The following is a 21,962-nucleotide window of genomic DNA, read 5'->3' as shown; positions in this document are numbered from 1 at the left end:
CGCTCTCTGACCTCGACACGTTCGAGGATCTGTACGCACGGGAGTCTAGGCCCTGATAAAGAGCCGGTAAGCAGCCCGTCACGCCTTGAGATGCCGGTTCGCGGCAAGGGTGGGGTTTTCCCCCGTCGGCGGAGGGCGGTCGACCTCATGGCGTGGCGCCGGGGCGCACGGCACGCTGGCCCCTATGACCGCAACACCGCCGCGCCCCCAGCACCCCCGGCGTCACCCGTCGCAGCCGCCGCGACGGTCGCCGCGCCCGTCGCCCCCGCCGCTCTCGGCGGACGACGGCGAGAAGCGCCTGCCGCCCGCGCGCCTCGCCTTCGACGTGCGGACGTGGAAGGAGATCGCGCATCTCCTGGCGAACCTGCCGATGGCGCTGGTCGGCTTCGTCTACGTGACGACGGTGCTGCTGGTCGGCGGTGCGCTGACGTTCACGGTGGTCGGCCTGCCGCTGCTGGCCCTCGCGCTGACGGGCACACGGCTGCTGGGGCGATTCGAGCGGGGCAGGGCGCGGGTCCTGCTCGGGCTGCGGATCGACGAGCCGAGCCGCCTGCCGCTGCGCCGGGCGGACGGTGTCCTCGGCCGCCTGTGGATGGCGCTGAAGGACCCGGTGGCCTGGCGCGCGGCGCTGTACGACGTCATCCGGCTGCCGTGGGGGGTTCTGACCTTCGTCACCGTCCTGGTCTCGCTGTTCGTGCTGTGGCCGGTGCTGCCGTTCCTGGCGCGCGTGCTCGGTGACGTGGATCGGGCGATGGTGCGGGGGCTGCTGTCGCCGTCGGACGAGTTGGAGCGCCGCATCGCCGAACTGGAGTCCGACCGGGGTGTCGTGGTGGACACCGCCGCCGCCGACCTGCGGCGCATCGAGCGGGATCTGCACGACGGGGCGCAGGCCCGGCTGGTCAACCTGGCCATGGGGCTGGGTCTGGCGAAGGAGAAGCTGCTGGAGGACCCCGACGCGGCGGCGGCGATGGTCGACGAGGCGCACGGTGAGGTGAAGCTGGCGCTGCAGGAGTTGCGGGACCTGGCCCGGGGCATCCATCCGGCGGTGCTCACCGACCGCGGCCTGGACGCGGCGCTGTCCTCGGTCGCCTCCCGCTGCACCGTGCCGGTGACGGTGACCGCGGACCTGGTGGTGCGGCCCGCCGCGGCCATCGAGGGAATCGCGTACTTCACCGTCTCCGAACTGCTCCAGAACGTCAGCAAGCACAGCGGTGCGCGCTCGGCGTCGGTGGAGGTGTGGCGGTCGGAGAACCGGTTGCTGATCCAGGTGTGGGACGACGGCCGCGGCGGCGCGGCGCTGGACGGCGGAACGGGGATGCGGGGCCTGGCGGAGCGGCTGGACGCCGTGGACGGCCTGTTCGTCGTCGACTCTCCCCCGGGCGGTCCGACGACCGTCACGGCGGAGCTGCCCTGGCGGGACCGGTCCCCCGGCGGGGGCTCGCCCACCTAGGGGGTGGGGGAAACCCCCCGTCCGGGACGCCGACGCACTCCATGGTCCGGCGGCCCGGGGCGCAGCAGGGTGGAGGTACGACAGCCGACCGCCCCTCGGCCGGACCTCACGACGTCCCCACCGGCATGCCGGCCGCGCCGCGCGCAGGGCGGCCGGACACCCGGCGGGGACGACGGACCGGCCGGGTGGCGGGCGGACCGGGCAACGGGCGCACGACGACGAGCGGAACGGACGACGGCCATGGCCATGAGGTACGGGGAACGGCACCACCGGCAGGGGTTCGAGGACGGCAGCGCCCGGCGGCCCCGGCTGCCGGCCGCGCTGCGGGCACCGTTCGAGGCTCGCAGCTGGCGCGAGTTCGCGTACGTGCTGCTGAACCTGCCGATGGGCATCCTGATGTTCACGTACGCGGTGACGATGGTCGCGCTCGGCACGGGCCTGCTCGTGACCTTCCTCGGCATTCCGGTGCTGGCGGCGGCGCTGGCCGGCTGCCGCGCTCTCGGGATGCTGGAGCGGGCCCGGGCACGCGGGCTGCTGGGGCTGGAGGTGGACGAGCCGGAGCCGCTGCGGGTGCGCGGCACGGGCCCGATGGGCTGGACGGTCGCCGTCCTGAAGAGCGGCGCGTCGTGGCGGCACCTGCTGTACGCGGTGCTGCACTTCCCGTGGGCGGTGCTCTCCTTCTCCGTCGCGGTGACCGTGTGGGCGTACGGCTGGGCGCTGCTGACGTACCCGCTGTGGTTCTGGCTCTTCCCGGTCTACGGCGGTCAGGGCGGCTTGCAGCTGTACGGCGACGAGCAGCACCGCGTCTATCTGGACAACCCGTTCGAGATCACGGTGACGGCGTCGGTGGGGTTGCTCTTCACTCTGGCGGCGCCGTGGATCGTGCGGGCGCTGACCACGGTGGACCGGCTGCTCGTGCACGGGCTGCTCGGGCCGTCGCGGCTGGCGTCGCGGGTGGTGGAGCTGGAGTCGGACCGGGGGGTCGTGGTGGACACCGCCGCCGCCGACCTGCGGCGCATCGAGCGGGATCTGCACGACGGGGCGCAGGCCCGGCTGGTCAACCTGGCCATGGATCTGGGGCTCGCCCGGGAGAAACTGCGGGAGGACCCGCAGGCGGCGGCGCGGATGGTGGACGAGGCGCACGGCGAGGTGAAGACGGCGCTGCAGGAGCTGCGGGACCTGGCCCGGGGCATCCATCCGGCGGTGCTCACCGACCGCGGCCTGGACGCGGCGCTGTCCTCGGTCGCCTCCCGCTGCACCGTACCGGTGACGGTGGAGGTGGACCTGCCGTCGCGGCCGGCGCCGGCGATCGAGGGGATCGCGTACTTCACGGTGTCCGAGCTGCTGCAGAACATCAGCAAGCACAGCGGGGCCCGGTCGGCCTCGGTGGACGTGTGGCGGTCGACGGACCGGCTGATGATCCAGGTGGCGGACGACGGGGTGGGCGGCGCGGACGCCGCTCCGGCCGGCGGGTCCGGGCTGGCGGGGCTGGCGGAGCGCCTGGACGCGGTGGACGGGATCCTGCTGGTGGACTCGCCGGCGGGCGGGCCGACCCGGGTGACGGCGGAGCTGCCGTGGCGGGGCTGACGGTGCCGCCACCCCGGCCGGGCGCCGCGCCCCCGGTGCCCCGCCGGCGCTCGTGCCCGGTAGCCGGCCTCTCCCGCTCGCCCCCGCCGGACAGCCGGACGCCCGCCCCGGCGCCTCCGGATCGCACCGCACGACGGCAGTCCGTTCCCGATGCTGGAATGCTGGACGTGTTGCCGGACCGCGTGCGTGTGGGGGAGCAGAAGATCGTGGAGAACGTGGAGAACAGGGTGCGGGTGGTCATCGCCGAGGACTCGGTGCTGCTGCGGGAGGGCCTGACCAGGTTGCTGACCGACCTCGGGCACGACGTCGTGGCCGGTGTCGGGGACGGCGAGGCGCTGGTGAAGACGATCACCGAGCTGGACGCGGAGAACGCGCTGCCCGACGTGGTCGTCGCCGACGTGCGGATGCCGCCCACGCACACGGACGAGGGAGTCCGGGCCGCCGTGCAGCTGCGCCGGGCGCACCCGGGGCTCGGGGTGCTGGTGCTGTCGCAGTACGTGGAGGAGCGGTACGCCACCGAACTCCTGGCCGGTTCCAGCCGCGGCGTGGGCTACCTGCTCAAGGACCGGGTGGCCGAGGTGCGGGAGTTCGTGGACGCGGTGGTGCGGGTGGCCGGGGGCGGTACGGCGCTCGACCCCGAGGTGGTCGCACAGTTGCTCGGGCGCAGCCGGAAGCAGGACGTGCTGGCCGGGCTGACCCCGCGGGAGCGGGAGGTGCTGGGCCTGATGGCGGAGGGGCGGACGAACTCGGCGATCGCCCGGCAGCTGGTGGTGAGCGACGGGGCGGTCGAGAAGCACGTCAGCAACATCTTCCTCAAACTCGGCCTGTCCCCGAGCCAGGGCGACCACCGCAGGGTCCTGGCCGTACTGACCTACCTCAACTCCTGACGGACCCCGTCCGGCCCCACCCGCCCCGACACGCCCCGGTCCGCCCCGACACGCCCCGGTCCGTCCCGACCGGGGCCGGTCGTCCGCTCCCGGGGCCCCGCCGGAAACCGCGGCACGTACGGTGCACGTCCTCCGGGAAGAGGCACATCGCGGGCTCTTCCGCACAGAAGAGAGCACAACCGTGCACAACCGTGTGCACGCGGGCACAGGGGGCGCACACGGCGCCGCTCAGGGCCCCGGCAGGTCGGGGGCGGCACACCGCGCCCGGACCGGTCCACGGGGCCGTGTACAGGTCAGACCACTCGGCCACGCCCGGACCGGAATCGAACCGGAATCCGGACCACGGTCGGCCGTGCCAGGGGGCCCGCCCCGCCGACGCCGCGATCATGCCCGGCCGGCGTGCCGGGCGTGCCGCCAAGCGGAGCCATGGTGCCCTGCCGCGTCGTGTCCGTGATGCGAAAGACCCAGGGAAGGCAGCCCTTAGAGACGTAGGGTTGATATTGGGAGGACCTTGGGAAGGTCCCTCCCCGACAGCCGCCTCGAGGGAGGTCCAGTTCAGTGACCAGCCAGGTCAGCAGTCCAGCGGAGCAGACCGACACCACCGTCGTAGGAGAGCAGCGGAAACCGGCCGGGACGAAGGACGTCCGCCGGCTGGACCGGGTGATCATCAGGTTCGCAGGGGACTCGGGCGACGGGATGCAGCTCACCGGCGACCGGTTCACCTCGGAGACGGCGTCCTTCGGCAACGACCTGTCGACCCTGCCGAACTTCCCCGCCGAGATCCGTGCGCCCGCCGGAACCCTGCCCGGCGTCTCCTCCTTCCAGCTGCATTTCGCCGACCACGACATCCTCACCCCGGGCGACGCTCCGAACGTGCTGGTCGCGATGAACCCGGCCGCCCTCAAGGCGAACGTGGGCGATCTACCGCGCGGCGCGGAGATCATCGTCAACACGGACGAGTTCACCAAGCGGGCGATGCAGAAGGTCGGGTACGAGACCTCGCCCCTGGAGGACGGCTCCCTCGACGGCTACAGCCTGCACCCGGTGCCGCTGACCGCGCTGACGGTCGAGGCGCTGAAGGAGTTCGACCTCAGCCGCAAGGAGGCGGAGCGCAGCAAGAACATGTTCGCGCTCGGTCTGCTGTCGTGGATGTACAACCGGCCGACGGAGGGCACCGAGGCGTTCCTGAAGTCGAAGTTCGGCAAGAAGCCGGACATCGCCGCGGCGAACATCACCGCGTTCCGGGCGGGCTGGAACTTCGGGGAGACGACGGAGGACTTCGCCGTCTCCTACGAGGTCGCCCCGGCCGCGACCGCGTTCCCGCCGGGCACGTACCGCAACATCTCCGGCAACCTGGCCCTGGCCTACGGCCTGGTCGCGGCCTCCCGCCAGGCCGATCTGCCGCTGTTCCTGGGCTCCTATCCGATCACCCCGGCCTCCGACATCCTGCACGAGCTGAGCCGGCACAAGAACTTCGGCGTGCGCTCCTTCCAGGCCGAGGACGAGATCGCCGGTATCGGTGCCGCGCTGGGCGCGGCCTTCGGAGGATCGCTGGCGGTGACCACCACCTCCGGCCCGGGTGTGGCGCTGAAGGCCGAGACCATCGGTCTGGCCGTGTCCCTGGAGCTGCCGCTGCTGGTGGTCGACATCCAGCGCGGCGGGCCGTCCACCGGACTGCCGACCAAGACCGAGCAGGCCGACCTGCTCCAGGCGATGTTCGGCCGCAACGGTGAGGCGCCGGTCCCGGTGATCGCGCCGAAGACGCCCGCGGACTGCTTCGGCGCCGCGCTGGAGGCCGCCCGTATCGCCCTGGCCTACCGCACCCCGGTGATGCTGCTCTCGGACGGATACCTGGCGAACGGCAGCGAACCGTGGCGGATCCCCGACCTGGACGAGCTGCCCGACCTGCGGGTGCAGTTCGCGCAGGGACCGAACCACACCCTGGACGACGGCACCGAGGTGTTCTGGCCGTACAAGCGCGACCCGCAGACCCTCGCCCGGCCCTGGGCGGTCCCGGGCACGCCGGGCCTGGAGCACCGCATCGGCGGCATCGAGAAGGAGGACGGCACGGGCAACATCTCCTACGCCCCCGCCAACCACGACTTCATGGTCCGCACCCGCCAGGCGAAGATCGACGGCATCGACGTCCCGGACCTGGAGGTCGACGACCCTCAGGGCGCCGCCGGGACCCTGGTGCTCGGCTGGGGCTCGACCTACGGGCCGATCACCGCGGCCGTCCGGCGGCTGCGCACGGCCGGCGAGTCGATCGCGCAGGCCCATCTGCGTCACCTCAACCCCTTCCCGCGCAACCTCGGCGACGTGCTGAAGCGCTACGACAAGGTCGTGGTCCCCGAGATGAACCTCGGCCAGCTCGCCATGCTGATCCGGGCCAGATACCTGGTCGACGCCCGCTCGTACAACCAGGTCAACGGAATGCCGTTCAAGGCGGAACAGCTCGCCACGGCGCTGAAGGAGGCCATCGATGGCTGAGACGAACGGTTCGTCCAGGCAGGGCACGGGCGTGGTCGAGGCGCTCTCGCTCGTCCCCAGGGCCGAGGCCCGGCAGACCATGAAGGACTTCAAGTCCGATCAGGAGGTGCGCTGGTGCCCGGGCTGCGGTGACTACGCGATCCTCGCGGCCGTGCAGGGCTTCATGCCGGAACTCGGGGTGGCCCGGGAGAACATCGTCTTCGTCTCCGGCATCGGCTGCTCCTCCCGTTTCCCGTACTACATGAACACCTACGGGATGCACTCGATCCACGGCCGGGCCCCGGCCATCGCCACCGGACTGGCGGCCAGCCGGCGCGACCTGTCGGTCTGGGTCGTCACCGGCGACGGCGACGCGCTGTCGATCGGCGGCAACCACCTCATCCACGCCCTGCGCCGCAATGTCAACCTCAAGATCCTGCTGTTCAACAACCGGATCTACGGCCTGACCAAGGGGCAGTACTCCCCCACCTCCGAGATCGGCAAGATCACCAAGTCGACGCCGATGGGGTCGCTGGACGCGCCCTTCAACCCGGTGTCGCTGGCCCTCGGCGCTGAGGCCTCCTTCGTGGCCCGCACGATCGACTCCGACCGCAAGCACCTGACCGAGGTGCTGCGGCAGGCCGCCGCGCACCCGGGCACGGCGCTGATCGAGATCTACCAGAACTGCAACATCTTCAACGACGGTGCCTTCGACGCCCTGAAGGACAAGCAGCGGGCCGATGAGGCCGTGATCCGGCTGGAGCACGGCCGGCCGATCCGTTTCGGCGGTGAGGGCGGCTCCCGCGGTGTCGTCCGCGACCGGACGACGGGCGAGCTGGAGGTGGTCGACGTCACCGCGCAGAACGAGGCGGAGATCCTGGTCCACGACGCGCACGCCGCGTCCCCGACCACCGCCTTCGCGCTGTCCCGGCTCGCCGACCCCGACACCCTGCACCACACTCCGATCGGGGTCTTCCGCTCCGTGGACCGCCCGGTCTACGGCACCCGGATGGCGGAGCAACTCGACACCGCGGTCGAGCAGAAGGGCAAGGGCGACCTGGCCGCCCTGCTCGCCGGCGGCGACACCTGGACGGTCGTCGGCTGAGCCGGTGTCCACGCACCGCACGGCTGCGGCCCGGGCCACCTCGCCCGGGCCGCAGCCGTGAGCGACCGCCGCGCCGTGCGCACCACGTCAGCGAGGCCGTCCCACCCCTCACACGCGAGGCCCGGGCCGCTGTGCCCGGGCCTCGTCGTATGCCCGGCGGGCCTTCTCGACCTCGGCCGTGCGCCGGTCCGTCCACAGGGCCAGCGCCCGCACCTGGTCGGCCGCCTCACGCCCCAGGCCGGTGAGCGAGTAGTCGACCCGCGGCGGGATCACGGGCTTGGCGTCGCGGTGGACCAGGCCGTCGCGCTCCAGGGTCTGCAGGGTCTGGGTGAGCATCTTCTCGCTGACCCTGCCGATGGCCCGGCGCAGCTCGCCGAACCGGTAGGAGCGCTCCAGCAGGCGCATCAGTACGAGGACCCCCCAGCGGCTGGTGACGTGCTCCAGCACCTGGCGCGAGGGACACATCCCGTCGCCCTCGGCCTTCCAGTCGACCCCTGCGTCACTTACCTCCATGCCAGTACCTTACTTCAGAGTGGGTACTTTCGAACAGTTAGCGCCTTCCTTATGGTTAGTTCCGGACGTCATCGAGAGACCACGAGGAGATCCCGCACCATGAGCATCGTCATCACCGGAGCCACCGGAAAGCTCGGCCGCCACGTCGTGGAGCAGTTGCTGGAGAAGGTCCCCGCGGACCAGATCACCGCCGTCGTACGCGACCGGGCGAAGGCCGCCGACCTCGCCGAACGCGGCGTCCGGCTCGCCGTCGCCGACTACAACGCGCCCGAGACCTTCGACGGCCTCTTCGCCGCCGGTGACAAGGTGCTGCTGATCTCGGGCAACGAGTTCGACAAGGGCCGCCCGCAGCAGCACAAGGTCGTCATCGACGCCGCCCGGGCGGCCGGCGTGGCGCTGCTCGCGTACACGAGCGCGCCGGTGACGCTGACCGCCGCGCTCGCCGACGACCACCGCGCCACCGAGGAGATCCTGGTCGGCTCCGGTGTGCCGTACACGTTGCTCCGCAACGGCTGGTACCACGAGAACTACACCGAGAACCTCGCCCCCGTCCTGGAGCACCACGCCGTCGTCGCCGCGGCCGGCGAGGGCCGCGTCTCCTCCGCCTCGCGGGCCGACTACGCAGGTGCCGCCGTCGCCGTCCTGACCGGTGAGGGACACGAGAACCGGACGTACGAACTGGGCGGCGACACCGCCTGGGGCTTGGCCGAGTTCGCGGCGGAGCTGAGCCGGCAGACGGGCGAGGAGATCACCTACACCCCGGTGTCCGTCGACGCCCTCACCGGCATCCTCACCGACGCCGGGCTGCCCGCACCCTTCGCGGCGATGCTGGCGGGCGCGGACGCCTCCATCGAGAAGGGTGAACTGGTCGTCTCCACCGGGGACCTGTCCCGCCTGAACGGCCGCCCCACCACGCCGCTCGGCGAGGCCGTCGCCGCCGCACTCAAGGGCTGACCCGCACCCTTCCCCACCTGTCATGACCGTATGGCGATACGGGCATGACAGGTGGTGGTGATCGGCGTTACCGTCGTTCCGGCGAACGGGAGAGGGAGGGGCCGGTGGGCACATCCAAGGGCGAGCGGCACATAGGACTGCTGAACGGCTTCGCGGCCTACGGGATGTGGGGGCTCGTCCCCCTGTTCTGGCCCCTGCTGAAGCCCGCCGGCGCGGTGGAGATCCTCGCCCACCGGATGGTGTGGTCGCTGGTCGCCGTCGCGGTGGCGCTGGCCTTCGTACGGCGATGGGCCTGGGCCGGTGAGCTGCTGCGGCAGCCGCGGCGGCTGGGGCTCGTCGCGATCGCCGCGACCGTCATCACCGTCAACTGGGGCGTGTACATCTGGGCGGTGAACGCCGGGCACGTCGTCGAGGCCTCCCTCGGCTACTTCATCAACCCGCTGGTCACCATCGCCATGGGCGTGCTGATCCTCAAGGAGCGGCTGCGACCGGTGCAGTGGGTCGCGGTCGGCGTGGCCGCCGGAGCCGTCGCGGTCCTGACCGTCGCCTACGGCCGCCCGCCGTGGATCTCACTCTGCCTCGCCTTCTCCTTCGCCACCTACGGCCTCGTGAAGAAGAAGGTCAACCTCGGCGGCGTGGAGTCGCTCGCCGCCGAGACCGCGATCCAGTTCCTGCCCGCACTCGCCTATCTGCTGTGGCTGACCACCCACGGCCGCTCGACGTTCACGACCGGGGGCGCCGGCCACGCCGCCCTGCTCGCGTCGACCGGCGTCGTCACGGCGCTGCCCCTGGTCTGCTTCGGCGCGGCGGCGATCCGGGTTCCGCTGTCGACACTGGGTCTGCTGCAGTACCTGGCGCCCGTCTTCCAGTTCCTGCTGGGTGTCCTCTACTTCGGCGAGGAGATGCCGCCCGAACGCTGGGCCGGTTTCGCCCTGGTGTGGCTGGCACTGGTGCTGCTCACGGCCGACGCCTGGCGTGCCTCGCGCAGGTCCCGGATCGCCATCAGGGCCGACAGCGGGATCGGGGCCCGGGGCCCGGCCGGAAGCCGCAACGGCGCCCTCGGCACCGCCGTGACGGCCGGTGGCGGCGCGAGGACGGACACGACCGCGACGGCCGGTTCCCCCGGCGCGGCACGCAGCGCGGAGGGCCTGCCTTCCGCGTCCGGCGCGGACCTGCTGGACGCGGGCACCGGCCCGTAGAACCGGCGCAGCGGCCTGGCCCGCAGGGGTGAAGGCGCCCGGACCACCCGTGGGCGGCGACTCGGGCAGGACCTCCGGGGCCGACGCCGTGGGCCCCGACGCCGTGCGGGACCAGCATCGGTCCGGTGTCACGGCCCTTCCCAGGGGTCACCCGCACCGATCCCCCGGCCGTTCGCGGCTCCTCCGGCGTTTCCGTTGCCCACCCACGCGTGGAACCCCTATGGGTGACTACATGACTCCGACACCCGCACCCCTGCACTGGAAGCTCGTCGTCGACGCCGCCGACCCCCACGCCCAGGCCGACTTCTGGGCCGCCGCCCTGCACTACGAGATCGAGGACAACAGCGCACTCGTCGAACGGCTGCTGCAACTCGGCGCACTGCCCGGCGCGGCCACCGTCGAGTTCCACGGCCGCCCCGCCTTCCGGGACCTGATCGCCGTACGCCACCCCGACGACCCCTACGACGAGGCCAGCGGCACCGGGCTGGGCCGACGGCTGCTGTTCCAGCGCGTACCGGAGCCGAAGACCGTCAAGAACCGGCTCCACCTCGACCTGCACGCCGGCCGGGACCGGCGCGACGCCGAGGTGGAGCGGCTGGAGGCGCTGGGCGCGAAGGTGCTGCGGCGGGTGCAGGAACCGTCGGGCCAGTGGGTGGTGATGTCCGATCCGGAGGGCAACGAGTTCTGCGTGCAGTGAGCCGCGGCAGGCATCGGAGCACCACCGCCCGCAGGGGAGGACTCGTGCGGGAGCGGCCAGAGCCCTCACTGCCGCCCGGCGGCGGCACGTGCGGCGAGCCGGGTCATACGGGCCCGTGCGAAGCCCAGTTGCTCGACGTCGTCCGCGGCGGGACCCGCCACGGCACTGAGCTCCTCCCACAGGCCGATCAGGTCACGCCCGAGGTCCAGACCCTGCGACGGGTCGCGCACCGCGCGCCACGCGGTGGCCGCGCTCTGCACGTTCCCGTAGGCGGCCTCCGCGTCGCGCGTACGTTGGTGGACGCGGGCCAGGTCCAGGCAGAGGTGGAACGCCCGGACCGGGTCGCCTGCCAGGTAGGCGATGTAGGCGGTGAGGGCGCGCAGCCGGAGCACCTCGGCGTGCTCCGGGCCCAGGATCCCGGTGGTCCCGGCCACGGTGTGCTCGGCGAGTCGGGCCGCTTCCGGTATCCATCCGGACCGCACGGCCTCGTTGATCTGCGCGACCGCCGCCGCGAGCCCGGGCGGGGCCCCGGCGCCGACGGCCGGTTCCTCCGCGAGCACGGCCTCGGCGACGGCGTCGAAGCCACGGGGCGGAGCGGCTCCGGCGGCGGGTTCGACGTCAGTCCCCATGGTCCCGACGACGGAAGCGAGGCCGGAAGCAGCGCCCGCACCGGCACCGACGCCGGGAGCGGAGGGGAAGCGGGCGTCGGCTTCGGGCTCGCCGCCGAGGGCGGGCACGGCAGCGGGGAGGGAGGCGGGACCGGGGGTGGGAGCAGGGGCCGGGTCAGGGACGGAAGCAGGGGCGGGAGCAGGAGGCTGAGCAGGGGGGACGTCGGCGGCCCGCACACTCTCCGCACCGTTCGCGGCCCGCACCCCCTCGGCGCCCGCCCCCGGGGGCGCCGCGACCGGCTCCGCCGTGAGGTGGCTCGACCCGTCGAGGTCGACCCGGAGCGGGACGACGCAGTCGACCCGCTCGTCGTGGATCGTGACGTACACGGAGCGGCCGGCGGCGAGGGCGATGCGGTGCAACCGCGCGAGAACGGCGCGCTGGATCTCCTCACCCTCGCCCGCGACGACCGGCACGCCGCCGATCCACGCGCGCCCGGCCCCGGGCCCGGCGGCCGGGACATGGACGTCCAGCGGGACCGCGGCGGACCCTCCGGGGGCTGCCGTTGCCGCGTCCGGCTTCGCTTCCCGCTCGCTGCGGCCGAATCGAGACTTCGCTTCCATCGTGCCCTTCACCGTTCCCCGCGCCTCTCTCCGCCGCCGGAGCCGTGGCGGCCCTCCGTGCCTCCGGCGCCACACTCCGTTCCTGCACGTGCCTCCAAGTCTCGCCGGTCACTCCCGGCGACGGCGTCACCACAGCGTCACAGACTCGTCCCGAGAGCTCCCCCGAGGTCCGGAGCCTCTCACGGCCTCGGCTCCCGTGGGCGCGGGGCGGTCCGTTCCGGGCGGTGACGCCCTCCCGGCGGTCACCCCGCCGGCCGACACGGGCCGCACGCGGATCCGGCCGGCGGGCCGTCCCGCCACCCGGCCGTCAGGCCGTGATGTCCTTCCCGGAGAATCGGGCCCAGGCCGCCGAGCCGAACACGACCGCGTACAGGGTCTGCAACCCCAGGTTGCGCTGCAGGTCGTCCCACTGGACGGGATCGCGCATCAGGTCGGCGAAGGACAGCCAGTAGTGGGAGAAGAAGTACGGCTGGAGAGCGTCCAGCTGCGGGATCTGGTCCAGGATCTGCACGGTGATCAGCAGGCCCACGGTCGTCGCCATCGCCGCGATGCCGCTGCCGGTGAGCGTGGAGACGAACAGGCCGAGGGCGGCCACACCGACCAGCGAGGCGGCGACGACCAGCGCGATCAGCAGGGCGCGGCCCAGCCCGTCGGCGAGGCTGATCCGGGTGCCGGAGATGGTGGTGAGATCGCCCAGTGGGAACAGCAGGGCCCCCACGGCGAGCGCCGAGACGGCGACGACCAGTGTGGCCAGCAGGCAGAACACCACCGTGGTCGTGTACTTGGCGAGCAGGAGCCGGGTGCGCCCGGCCGGGGCGACCAGCAGATAGCGCAGGGTACCCGCGTTCGCCTCACCGGCGATCGCGTCCCCTGCGATCACGCCGACCGCCATCGGGAGGAAGAACGGCAGGGTCGCCGCCAGGGCCGTGAACACCAGGAACAGGCCGTTGTTGGTGACCTGCGAGATGAACGCCGGCCCACCGCCGCCCCGGCCGCCGGCCGGAGAGCCGCCCCGGGTCTCGATCTTCACGGCGATCCCGACCAGCACCGGCACGGCGGCGAGCACCCCCAGCAGTGCCAGGGTGCGCCAGCGCCGCAGCGTGGTGACCAGCTCGCTGCGGAAGAGGCCGAGGCTCCACAGCGGCCCGGGCGTGCGGCAGGCGCGTGGACCCTCGCCCGGAAGGGCATCAGCCTGCGACATCGAAACCCTCCCCGGTGAGGGCCACGAACGCGTCCTCCAGCGAGGCCCGCTCCACCCCGAACCCGCGCACCCGGACGCCGGACGCCACCAGCGCGGCGTTCAGGTCGGCCAGTTCGCCTTCGGGTGGCTCCCCCGACACCCGCTCCTCGGTCACCACGACGTCCGTCACGCCCTGCTCCTTCAGCACCCGGGCCGCGTCGGAGGTGTCCGGCGTGGTCACCGCCAGCCGCCCGCGGGCCCGTGCCACCAGCTCGGCGACCGGGCCCTGGACGACGAGCCGCCCCTGGGCCATGACGGCGGCATGGCTGCACACCTGCTCGATCTCGTCGAGGAGATGGGAGGAGAGGAAGACGGTGGTGCCGTCGGCGGCCAGTTCCCGGATCAGGGCGCGGATCTCCCGCATCCCCTGCGGGTCGAGCCCGTTGGTCGGCTCGTCGAGCACGAGCAGCCGGCGCGGCTGGAGCAGTGCCGAGGCGAGCCCGAGCCGCTGCTTCATGCCCAGGGAGTACGCCTTGGCCTTCTTGCCCGCGGCGGCTGTCAGTCCGACCCGCTCCAGCGCCGCCGTGACCCGTGCGCGGCGGGTGCGGGGGTCGGCCGTCGGGTCGGCGGCGTCGTAGCGCAGCAGGTTGTCCCGGCCGGAGAGGAAGCCGTACAGGGCCGGTCCCTCGATGAGAGCGCCGACCTGCGGCAGTACGGTGCGGGCGGCCCGCGGCATGGGGCGCCCGAGCAGCCGCGCCGCGCCGGAGGTCGGTTCGATGAGGCCCATCAGCATGCGGATGGTGGTGGTCTTTCCTGAGCCGTTCGGGCCGAGGAAACCGAAGACGCTGCCCGCCGGGACGCTCAGGTCGAGACCGTCCACGGCGAGCTGTCCGCCGCGGTAGCGCTTGGTGAGTGCGCGGGTGTGGATGACCGGATCGTCCACGTCGCTCACCTCGGTCTCCGCGGCGGACACAGGGCCCATGGGCTGCACTCCTCGACGGGTCGACGGCCGTGACGGTCACTCGACGCGCAACGGCCCCGTCACCGACCGGCGTTGGCGGCGCGAACCAGCGTGTCCTTGTCCACCGTACCGATGTAGACCTTGCCGTCGTCGGTGATGAGGGCATTGACCAGGCGGGTGGAGAAGACGGTGCCGGAGCCGAACGTGCCGTTGACGTGGTCGCCGAGCGAGTCGAGGAAGCCGCCGAGGTCACCGCCGACCTCGGAGCCCGAGGGGGCGCCGGAACCGCCGGTGTCGAAGGTGGCGACGGTGTTCCAGCCCTTGCCGAGGACCTTCATCCCGTCCAGTCCCTTGGCGAGACCCTTGCCGGACCCGGGGACGGCGGCCCCCGTTCCGGCCCTCCCGTGGCCTTCGTCCTCGGTCACCTGTGCGTCCCGGGGCGGGGTGAAGTCGAAGGTGGAGGCGGCCGGTGCGGTGAAGCCGACCTTCGTGAAGCCGACGTCGACCACGGCCGCACCTCCCGTGGCCGGCGTGAGGGTGAACTTCAGCGGCGTCCCGGTCCTCGCGTCCACGGCGATGCTGATCGCGCCGACCGTGGTGCCGGACTGCCTGGGCTTGATCAGCAGTTTGTAGGCGTCGCGGCCGGCCACGTGGACCGTGCCGTCGACCGTGACGGAGGTCGTGTCGTCGACGGACTCGAGGGCCTCCGCCGCGAAGTCGCTCGGTGTGGCGGGCAGTCCCTCCTGACGGCCGGTGCCCCGGCTCCCGTCCTCGTCGGCGCCCTTGCCGCGGGGGGTGTCGTCGACGGTGGAGTGGTAGACCTCGTTGGACTCGCTGTCGTAGCCCCACACGTCCTTGCCGTTGTGGATGAGGCTGTACTCGGCGGTGTCCTCCAGCAGTGACACCTTCTGCCGGTCCGGCCCGTCGGCCGCGACCCGCAGGGTGTGCGATCCGGACGCGAGCTCCGTCAGCCTGGCCGACGGGTCGGCCGCGGAGCCGTCGCCTCCGGCCCCCGGTCCCCTGCCGGCTCCGCCGAACCCGGAGCCGAGGCCGTTGCCCAGCCCCCCGAGGTCGGGGAGCCCGAGGTCCGTGTCGATCTTCACCGTGCCGGACAGCTGCTGTACGTCGGACGCGGCGATCTTCTCGATGAGCTGCTGTGCGCTGATCTTCGGCAGGTCGGGGTCACCGGAGTCGGCGAGCGCGGGCACGATCCCGATCGTCGCCGCCGCCACCCCCACCACCGCGACCGGGACGACGTACCGCGAGGCCTTGCGCCGCCCCGCCCGCAGATCCTCGGTCTCGCCCGCGTCCCTGCCGTCGTCGGACTCGTACGGTGTCATGTGTGCCATACCTCCGTAGTCGGCGGCGACTGTCCGTCCGTCTCGCGCCGCAGCGCACGGATCCCACCAAGCCGCCATTCTCACCCGAATCGGTGAAGTTCGGTGTCTTCCGTGCTCTCCATCTGACCAAATCCGCCATGAGGATGCGTCAGCCCCGGGGCTCAACTCCGCGTAGTTCTCCGGTATGACGTGGAGGGCCTGGAGTCCGCCGACCCGTAGGGGATGCGCGGTGTGGAGACGGGGCGGCGAGGAGGGCATCGACGGCGGCTTCCGCGAGCCGAGGCGGGGGCGCGGAACCCGGTCCGGCGATACGGGCGTCGAGGCCGCACCTCCGGGCCGGGCTGCGGGGCCGGGAGGGCCGGGGGTCGGGCGAGGGCCGCCGGGGCACGGACGCCGGGGCGGTCGGTGCCGCCCGGTCGGGCGCCGCGGCGGGCAGTGCCCGCGCGAGCAGGTGCCGGGGCGGGCAGGCGCCCGGGGCAACCGCGGGGCAGGGTGCCTCTCGGCTCAGCCCGCCCGGTGGACGACCGCGTCGCACAGCTCCATCAGCGCGAGCTTGGCAACGCACTCGGGAAGCGGACCCAGTGCGGCGCGGGCCTCCTCGGCGTACCGCACGGTGTCCTTCCGCGCCTGCTCCAGCGCCGGGTGCGCCCGCAGCGCCGCCAGCGCCTCGGCGTGCCGCGCGTCGTCGCTCAGGTCGGAGTCCAGCAGCTCGCACAGCGCGATGTCCTCGGCGAGCCCGAGGCGCGCCGCCCGCTCACGCAGCCGCAGCACGGGCAGGGTCGGGATCCCCTCCCGGAGATCGGTCCCGGGGGTCTTCCCGGACTCGTGGGAGTCGCTGGCGATGTCGAGCACGTCGTCGGCCAGCTGGAAGGCGACGCCGAGCCGCTCCCCGTACTGCGTCAGAACGTCCACCACGGTCTCGTCCGCTCCGGACATCATGGCCCCGAACCGGCACGACACGGCCACCAGCGACCCGGTCTTGCCCCCCAGCACATCCAGGTAGTGCTCGACGGGGTCCCGTCCGTCCTGGGGGCCGGCCGTCTCCAGGATCTGCCCGGTCACCAGCCGCTCGAACGCCACGGCCTGCACCCGTACCGCCTCCGGGCCGAGGTCGGCCAGGATCTGGGAGGCCCGGGCGAAGAGGAAGTCGCCGGTCAGGACGGCCACGGAGTTCCCCCACCGTGTGTTGGCGCTGGGCACTCCGCGCCGGACGGACGCCTCGTCCATGACGTCGTCGTGGTACAGCGTGGCCAGGTGGGTCAGCTCCACGACCACGGCCGACGGCACGACGCCCGGGGCATAGGGGTCACCGAACTGCGCGGCGAGCATCACGAGCAGTGGCCGGAATCGCTTCCCGCCCGCGCGCACCAGGTGCTGCGCCGCCTCGGTGATGAAGGGAACCTCACTCTTGGTGGCCTCGAGCAACCCTTCCTCGACAGCCGTCAATCCGGCCTGGACATCGGCTTCCAGAGCCTGGTCCCGCACGCTCAGCCCGAACGGCCCGACGACGGTCACGAGGGGTCTCCTGTCTGCTGGTGTCTGCTGGCGATTACACGGTTTGTCGATAGGTCGCTGCCATCACTCGTCAGCGTATCCGGTCATGTTTCGATCACCGATAGGCCCCACGGTTACAGGCCAGGCGGTATCGGATCACGCCCGTTATGTTCTTGATCGGTTGATAAGGCCGGACATTCATCGACTTGCCAGGAAGTAATTCCCCGGAAGGTCCGCAACACTCTCGAACCCGAGGCGACACCTCCTTCACTTAGCGGACAACCGTCACAAGAACGACCCGCACCCCCCATGGGGTTCCACGACGGACCCGACACCCCACCCCTTACAAGCAAGTTGAGCCGTTTGCCCGTTTCACCACGCTTGTCGACCAAGGTGAGTTGGCTCACTCGAAAGGCCGAACCCCGCCCCGGACCCCCCACCTCTTTCGCCGTACCCCGTCGGCGAGTTGGGCCTTGGCGGCCACAAAGGATCAAGCGCCTCAAATCGCCCCGATCATGACTACTCGGGGCGTTGAGTGAATCCGGTACTTGTTCCCGACATGTGCTCTCGCATACGTTCCCGGCCTGTCGGGCGGACGCCGAATCCTGCCGCCGCCCGTTCCACACCATCGACGTACCCATTTCACGTGCGGCAGGAGCGGGGGACCCAGGTAAGTCGCCGGGCCGCGCGTCCTCGGACGCGCCGGACCGGCTCGGGGTGAAGCCGACCGCCCAAGGGCGGTTCGGCCGGGCACCTCCCAGCCCGAACCCGACAGCTCACCTCGCAGGCGCCGGAGAGGAAATTCGCCATGCCTGCTGCCGGTCAGCACCGCCCGTCCCGCACGTCCCGTCTCACCCGCGCCCTCGCCGTGGCCGGAACGGGCGCGGCCGTCCTCGCCCTCCCGCTCCTCGGTGCGACGAGCGCCTCCGCGGCCACCCCGGCGACCGCGGTGTCGTCGTCCGTCGCGACCGCCTCGACCACCCTCGCGGGATACCCCAACAACCTCGACGGCTGGATCCGCGAGTCACTGGCGATCATGGCCGAGAAGGGCATCCCCGGCTCGTACAACGGGATCTACCGCAACATCATCCGCGAGTCGTCGGGCAACCCCAACGCCATCAACCTCTGGGACTCCAACGCCGCAGCCGGCACCCCCTCGAAGGGTCTGCTGCAGGTCATCGACCCCACCTTCGCCGCCTACCACGTGCCCGGCACCGCGTACGACCCCTACGACCCGGTCGCCAACATCACCGCCGCCTGCAACTACGCCGCCGCGCGCTACGGCTCCATCGACAACGTGTTCGGCGCCTACTGATCCCGGCGCGCCCCCGGGGGCGCGCCGCTTCCACGGCAAGGGCCTCTCCCGCGGGAGCAGCCGTTCCCGCGGGAGCAGCCGCCCCTACGGGAAGAGCCGTTCGAGGACGACGGCGATGCCGTCGTCCTCGTTCGACAGGGTGACCTCGTCCGCCACCGCCTTCAGCTCGGGGTGGGCGTTGGCCATGGCGATGCCGCGGGCCGCCCAGTCGAACATCGGAATGTCGTTGGGCATGTCACCGAAGGCCAGCGCCCGCTCCGGACGCAGCCCGAGGTGCTCGGCGGCCAGCGCCAGCCCGGTCGCCTTGGTGATGCCGCACGGCTGGAGTTCCACGGTGCCCGGCCCGGACATCGTGACCGTGGCGAGGGAGCCCGCCACCGCCCGGGCCGTGGCGGCCAACTCGTCGTCGGACAGCTCGGGATGACGCAGCAGCACCTTGCTGAGGGGCTCCCCCCACAGGTCGTCGCGCCGGCCGACCCGCACCGCGGGCAGGGTCGGGTGGGGCATCCGGTACCCGGGTTCTATCAGCGTGAGCCCGTCGACGCCGTCCTGGTCGACCGCGGCGTACACCTGCCCGACCTCGGCCTCGATCTTGCCCAGCGCGGTCTCGGCCAGCTCCCGGTCCAGCGTGACCGACCAGAGCAACCGGTCCGCCCCGGCGTCGTACACCTGCGCTCCCTGACCGCACACCGCGAGCCCCGTGCAACCGAGGTCCTCCAGCAGCGGCCGTACCCGGGGCGCCGGACGGCCCGTCACCACCAGATGCCCGGCCCCGGCCGCCGTGACCCGCGCAAGTGCGGCGAGGGACCGGTCGGAGAGGGTGTCGTCGCCACGCAGCAGCGTTCCGTCCAGGTCCGTGGCGACGAGTGAATACGCGGTGGGTGCGGCCATGATCCGAGAATACGGACACCGCACCCCGCCCGTTCACGGCGCCCGGAACTCCGTCCGGCCACCCGCCGCCCCACCCGCTCGCGGGTCCCGGGAATCCCCGAGCGCTACCCGTACGCCGCCGCCAGGTGCCCGGCCAGGCGGGGCGAGGCGAACTCGGTACCGCACACGAAGCGCATGACCGGCCCGTAGGACGCCGCGGCGGGCAGACCCGTGAAGTACAGGCCCGGCACCGACGACGCGTAGCCCGCACCGAGTACCGGCGCGCCACGGCTGACGGCGAGCTCGGTGCGCAGCTCGTGGCCGAGGAAGCCCATCGCCGCGATGTCCACCCGGTAGCCCGTGGCCGCGATGACGTGGTCGGCGGACAGTCGCCGCACACCGCCCGCGTGCGTACGCACCGTGAGCGCCGTGCGATCGGCCGCCACCTCCGCTCCCACGACCCGCTCCACCTCGCTGACCTGCACCACCCCCTCGAAGCGGGCGCGCAGCCACCAGGCGCCGAGGGGGCCGAGGACCCGGCGGACGAGCAGGTGGCGCAGCTCGGCCGGCAGGAAGCGGTAGGGGTGCGGGTAGTAACTGAGTGCCCAGAGCGACCAGGCGCGGCCGAAGGGGGATTCGGGGCGCAGCCTCGGCTGCGCCCAGGGCGGTGCTCCGAAGGCGACCTTGCCATGGCCGCGGGCGACGACCCGCACCCGGGCCCCGGCCTCGGCGGCCAGCACGGCCGTCTCCAGGGCGGACTGGCCGGCGCCGACGACGATCAGCTCCCGGCCGGAGAAGCGGCCGAGGTCGTGGTGCTGGCTGCTGTGCGACAGCGGGCCGGTGGGACTGGGGCCGTCCGCGACGGCGGCCGCCAGTGCCCCGGGCAGGTGGGCGAGCCCCGACAGGCCGGTCGCCACCACGACCGCGCGGGCGGTGAACGACTCGCCCGAGTCCAGCTTCAGCGCGAAGCCCGGCCGCCCGGGAGCGCGGTCGACGGAGACCACCCCGACCCGCTCCAGACCGGGCACCAGGCTCTGCTGGAACCACTGCCCGTAGTCGATGAAGGTCCGCACGGGGATGATGTCCTCGTCCGTGACCAGGCGCGGGATGCCCGCCGCGGCGCAGTAGTCGACGAGGGTGTGCCCGGGCTGCGGGGCGTCGATGGTGGAGGCGGCGGGGGTCGACTTGAGGAGCATCCCGGCGGGCATGTGGTCGCGCCAGCTGACCATGGGCTCGCCGAAGACCCGCACCGGGACGCCGCGGGCGTGCAGATGGGCAGCGGTGGACAGGCCGAACGGCCCCGCACCGATGACTGCTACCGGTTGAATCACCAAGTCCCTCCCCAGGACGTCGCATTCGTCACCTCGTGACCGGCGCGGACCCGGACGAACCGCCCGAGGACGGCGCTACGAGCCCGAACCGGTGCCGCTGCCGCGGCGGTTGGTGCGCCACAGCTGATACAGGTGCTTCGCGCCCGGCCGCACGAAGCGCGCGAGCATCGTGAGGAACGGCAGCGGGTCGTCACCCGCGAGCCAGGCCAGCTCCGTCCCGCTGGGCCGTGCCGGCGCGTGCGGCGTCGTGTAGCCGCTGCGGCGGTAGGCGAGCAGGGCCGGCAGATCGATGTTCTCCACGATGTAGCGGTGGCCGGCCCGCTGTTCCCCTTCCGGAACCGTGCGTCCGGTCAGGTCCAGGTGCATGGCGCGTACGACGTCGACGCCCGACTCGTTCTCGAAGAGCCGGAACTGTGCGCCCATGCGTGGGTTGAAGTCGAGGAGTTTGTACCGTCCGTCGCGCCGGTCGAAGCGCAGGTCGAGGTCGACGATCCCGGCGAAGCCGATCTGCTTGATGAAACGTGCGGCGAGGTCGGCGAGTTCCGGATTGTCGACGACGCAGGCGTTTGCCGTCATGCCCGCGTGCGGCGGCCAGGAGCGGACCTTCACCCCGGTGAACATCGCCAGCGGCGTGGAGTCCCGGTCGAAGTAGGCGTGCACGATCCAGTCCTCGGCGTCCTCCCGCGGCAGGTACTCCTGGAGGATCACCCCGGGGTGCTCACCCCACCCGCGGGCCAGACCGAGCAGGCCCTCGGGGGTGGAGATCCGGGTGGTGCCGTTCACCGCGGGCTGCGAGCGCCGCAGGAACGCCTCCCGGTTCTTGGCCACCACCGGGAAACGGGCCCTCTCTGCGAACGCCTCGATGTCGCCGTAGGACTGCGGGAAGGCCGCCGCGGGGCTGGCGATGCCGTGCTCGGCGCACAGTTCGTGCAGTTGCTGCTTGCTGGCCAGGCGGCGCGGGAGCCCGGGGTCGACCCGGGGGAAGAGGAACCGGTGCGCGAGCGCCTCCTGGTTCTCGGCGATCAGGACCGCGGCCTCCTCGTCGGTGGGGACGAGCACCGTGGGCCGGCCGATCCGGTGCCCGACCCGCAGCAGCCCCTCCACCAGGCGCTCCGGTTCCTCGGCCCCCGTGGTCCGCCAGGTGAACGCCCGGCTGAGGTAGCGGGACGCGGCGGCCGGTGTGCAGCGGTCCTCGGTGATCGCGTACATGGGCACACCCAGCCGGCCCAGACTGCGGATCGCGCCGACCCCGCCGTGATGCAGCGGATAGTCGCCGAACTTCACGATCAGCCCCGGCACCTCGGGGTCGGCCTCGAACGGCACACGCACGGCGCTTTTGGCCATCGATCCCCCCAATGTCCCCCAGCGGAACGGATGTCCC

General features: G+C 72.5%; 18 protein-coding genes and 1 riboswitch. Of the genes, 9 read left to right on the top strand and 9 right to left on the bottom strand.

What is annotated here, in order from left to right; genetic code table 11:
- Positions 1-184: 184 nt before the first annotated feature.
- The 5 genes from I3F54_RS08425 to I3F54_RS08405 all read left to right on the top strand — a co-directional run bounded on the left by I3F54_RS08425 (position 185) and on the right by I3F54_RS08405 (position 7,498).
- Entirely contained in the window at positions 185-1,450 is a 1,266-nt protein-coding gene (locus I3F54_RS08425) for a sensor domain-containing protein (RefSeq protein ID WP_240118009.1), read from the top strand.
- Between the two features lie 240 nt (positions 1,451-1,690).
- The gene (locus I3F54_RS08420; protein ID WP_374205875.1) at positions 1,691-3,037 is read left to right on the top strand and encodes a sensor histidine kinase; all 1,347 of its coding nucleotides are present in this window, start codon (positions 1,691-1,693) and stop codon (positions 3,035-3,037) included.
- Between the two features lie 227 nt (positions 3,038-3,264).
- Entirely contained in the window at positions 3,265-3,924 is a 660-nt protein-coding gene (locus I3F54_RS08415; protein WP_308373269.1) for a response regulator transcription factor, read from the top strand.
- 558 nt (positions 3,925-4,482) lie between these two features.
- Positions 4,483-6,414 carry a 2-oxoacid:acceptor oxidoreductase subunit alpha gene (locus I3F54_RS08410; protein WP_240118008.1) on the top strand — a complete coding sequence of 644 codons (1,932 nt, stop codon included), beginning with the start codon at positions 4,483-4,485 and terminating at the stop codon, positions 6,412-6,414.
- Complete coding sequence (locus tag I3F54_RS08405; RefSeq protein WP_240118007.1) at positions 6,407-7,498, top strand: 2-oxoacid:ferredoxin oxidoreductase subunit beta; 1,092 nt, start codon at positions 6,407-6,409, stop codon at positions 7,496-7,498. Before I3F54_RS08410 ends, I3F54_RS08405 begins: the two co-directional genes overlap by 8 nt.
- Before the next feature lie 108 nt (positions 7,499-7,606).
- Here the strand turns inward: I3F54_RS08405 and I3F54_RS08400 are convergent, their stop codons facing one another.
- Entirely contained in the window at positions 7,607-8,011 is a 405-nt protein-coding gene (locus tag I3F54_RS08400) for a helix-turn-helix domain-containing protein (protein WP_240118006.1), read from the bottom strand.
- 99 nt (positions 8,012-8,110) lie between these two features.
- Here I3F54_RS08400 and I3F54_RS08395 point away from each other — a divergent pair, with 99 nt between their 5' ends.
- The 3 genes from I3F54_RS08395 to I3F54_RS08385 all read left to right on the top strand — a co-directional run bounded on the left by I3F54_RS08395 (position 8,111) and on the right by I3F54_RS08385 (position 10,861).
- Positions 8,111-8,965, top strand: coding sequence for an SDR family oxidoreductase (locus I3F54_RS08395; RefSeq protein WP_240118005.1), 855 nt, complete (start codon positions 8,111-8,113; stop codon positions 8,963-8,965).
- Positions 8,966-9,129: 164 nt separating this feature from the next.
- Positions 9,130-10,164, top strand: a complete 1,035-nt coding sequence (gene rarD / locus I3F54_RS08390) for an EamA family transporter RarD (RefSeq protein ID WP_240118139.1) — start codon at positions 9,130-9,132, stop codon at positions 10,162-10,164.
- 220 nt (positions 10,165-10,384) lie between these two features.
- Positions 10,385-10,861, top strand: a complete 477-nt coding sequence (locus tag I3F54_RS08385; protein WP_240118004.1) for a VOC family protein — start codon at positions 10,385-10,387, stop codon at positions 10,859-10,861.
- Positions 10,862-10,926: 65 nt separating this feature from the next.
- Here I3F54_RS08385 and I3F54_RS08380 read toward each other — a convergent pair whose 3' ends face one another.
- The 5 genes from I3F54_RS08380 to I3F54_RS08360 all read right to left on the bottom strand — a co-directional run bounded on the left by I3F54_RS08380 (position 10,927) and on the right by I3F54_RS08360 (position 17,086).
- Positions 10,927-12,090 (bottom strand): tetratricopeptide repeat protein, encoded by a 1,164-nt coding sequence (locus tag I3F54_RS08380; RefSeq protein ID WP_240118003.1) that lies wholly within the window; start codon positions 12,088-12,090, stop codon positions 10,927-10,929.
- 307 nt (positions 12,091-12,397) lie between these two features.
- Complete coding sequence (locus I3F54_RS08375; protein ID WP_240118002.1) at positions 12,398-13,291, bottom strand: ABC transporter permease; 894 nt, start codon at positions 13,289-13,291, stop codon at positions 12,398-12,400.
- Positions 13,278-14,252 carry an ABC transporter ATP-binding protein gene (locus I3F54_RS08370; protein ID WP_240118001.1) on the bottom strand — a complete coding sequence of 325 codons (975 nt, stop codon included), beginning with the start codon at positions 14,250-14,252 and terminating at the stop codon, positions 13,278-13,280. Before I3F54_RS08370 ends, I3F54_RS08375 begins: the two co-directional genes overlap by 14 nt.
- Before the next feature lie 59 nt (positions 14,253-14,311).
- Entirely contained in the window at positions 14,312-15,571 is a 1,260-nt protein-coding gene (locus I3F54_RS08365) for a DUF2092 domain-containing protein (protein WP_240118137.1), read from the bottom strand.
- A gap of 504 nt (positions 15,572-16,075) precedes the next feature.
- Positions 16,076-17,086: a polyprenyl synthetase family protein gene (locus tag I3F54_RS08360; protein WP_240118000.1), complete on the bottom strand. Its 1,011-nt coding sequence runs from the start codon at positions 17,084-17,086 to the stop codon at positions 16,076-16,078.
- Between the two features lie 598 nt (positions 17,087-17,684).
- A riboswitch (cyclic di-AMP (ydaO/yuaA leader) is annotated at positions 17,685-17,870 on the top strand.
- Positions 17,871-17,873: 3 nt separating this feature from the next.
- On the opposite strand from I3F54_RS08360, the gene I3F54_RS08355 reads away from it, so the two are divergent.
- On the top strand, positions 17,874-18,380 hold the full coding sequence (locus tag I3F54_RS08355; protein ID WP_240117999.1) for a transglycosylase SLT domain-containing protein: 507 nt from the start codon (positions 17,874-17,876) through the stop codon (positions 18,378-18,380).
- 84 nt (positions 18,381-18,464) lie between these two features.
- Here I3F54_RS08355 and I3F54_RS08350 read toward each other — a convergent pair whose 3' ends face one another.
- From I3F54_RS08350 to I3F54_RS08340, 3 genes are all read right to left on the bottom strand, one after another.
- A complete protein-coding gene (locus I3F54_RS08350) occupies positions 18,465-19,271 on the bottom strand; it encodes an HAD family hydrolase (protein WP_240117998.1) in 807 nt (268 codons plus the stop codon).
- Between the two features lie 104 nt (positions 19,272-19,375).
- Positions 19,376-20,581 carry an FAD-dependent oxidoreductase gene (locus I3F54_RS08345; protein WP_240117997.1) on the bottom strand — a complete coding sequence of 402 codons (1,206 nt, stop codon included), beginning with the start codon at positions 20,579-20,581 and terminating at the stop codon, positions 19,376-19,378.
- A 75-nt stretch (positions 20,582-20,656) separates the two neighbouring features.
- Entirely contained in the window at positions 20,657-21,925 is a 1,269-nt protein-coding gene (locus I3F54_RS08340) for an ATP-grasp domain-containing protein (RefSeq protein ID WP_240117996.1), read from the bottom strand.
- Between the last annotated feature and the right edge of the window lie 37 nt (positions 21,926-21,962).

The sequence above is a fragment of the Streptomyces sp. MUM 2J genome, from assembly GCF_022414535.1.
GTDB lineage: Bacteria > Actinomycetota > Actinomycetes > Streptomycetales > Streptomycetaceae > Streptomyces.
Note: the sequence above shows the minus strand (reverse complement) of the source record. Positions and strands in the feature narration are given on the sequence as shown.

Coding starts and splice junctions, on each gene's coding strand:
- I3F54_RS08365 (WP_240118137.1), bottom strand. CDS start 15,571: ATGACACCGTACGAGTCCGACGACGGCAGGGACGCGGGCGAGACCGAG.
- I3F54_RS08385 (WP_240118004.1), top strand. CDS start 10,385: ATGGGTGACTACATGACTCCGACACCCGCACCCCTGCACTGGAAGCTC.
- I3F54_RS08380 (WP_240118003.1), bottom strand. CDS start 12,090: ATGGAAGCGAAGTCTCGATTCGGCCGCAGCGAGCGGGAAGCGAAGCCG.
- I3F54_RS08370 (WP_240118001.1), bottom strand. CDS start 14,252: ATGGGCCCTGTGTCCGCCGCGGAGACCGAGGTGAGCGACGTGGACGAT.
- I3F54_RS08400 (WP_240118006.1), bottom strand. CDS start 8,011: ATGGAGGTAAGTGACGCAGGGGTCGACTGGAAGGCCGAGGGCGACGGG.
- rarD (WP_240118139.1), top strand. CDS start 9,130: ATGTGGGGGCTCGTCCCCCTGTTCTGGCCCCTGCTGAAGCCCGCCGGC.
- I3F54_RS08425 (WP_240118009.1), top strand. CDS start 185: ATGACCGCAACACCGCCGCGCCCCCAGCACCCCCGGCGTCACCCGTCG.
- I3F54_RS08340 (WP_240117996.1), bottom strand. CDS start 21,925: ATGGCCAAAAGCGCCGTGCGTGTGCCGTTCGAGGCCGACCCCGAGGTG.
- I3F54_RS08375 (WP_240118002.1), bottom strand. CDS start 13,291: ATGTCGCAGGCTGATGCCCTTCCGGGCGAGGGTCCACGCGCCTGCCGC.
- I3F54_RS08405 (WP_240118007.1), top strand. CDS start 6,407: ATGGCTGAGACGAACGGTTCGTCCAGGCAGGGCACGGGCGTGGTCGAG.
- I3F54_RS08395 (WP_240118005.1), top strand. CDS start 8,111: ATGAGCATCGTCATCACCGGAGCCACCGGAAAGCTCGGCCGCCACGTC.
- I3F54_RS08420 (WP_374205875.1), top strand. CDS start 1,691: ATGGCCATGAGGTACGGGGAACGGCACCACCGGCAGGGGTTCGAGGAC.
- I3F54_RS08350 (WP_240117998.1), bottom strand. CDS start 19,271: ATGGCCGCACCCACCGCGTATTCACTCGTCGCCACGGACCTGGACGGA.
- I3F54_RS08355 (WP_240117999.1), top strand. CDS start 17,874: ATGCCTGCTGCCGGTCAGCACCGCCCGTCCCGCACGTCCCGTCTCACC.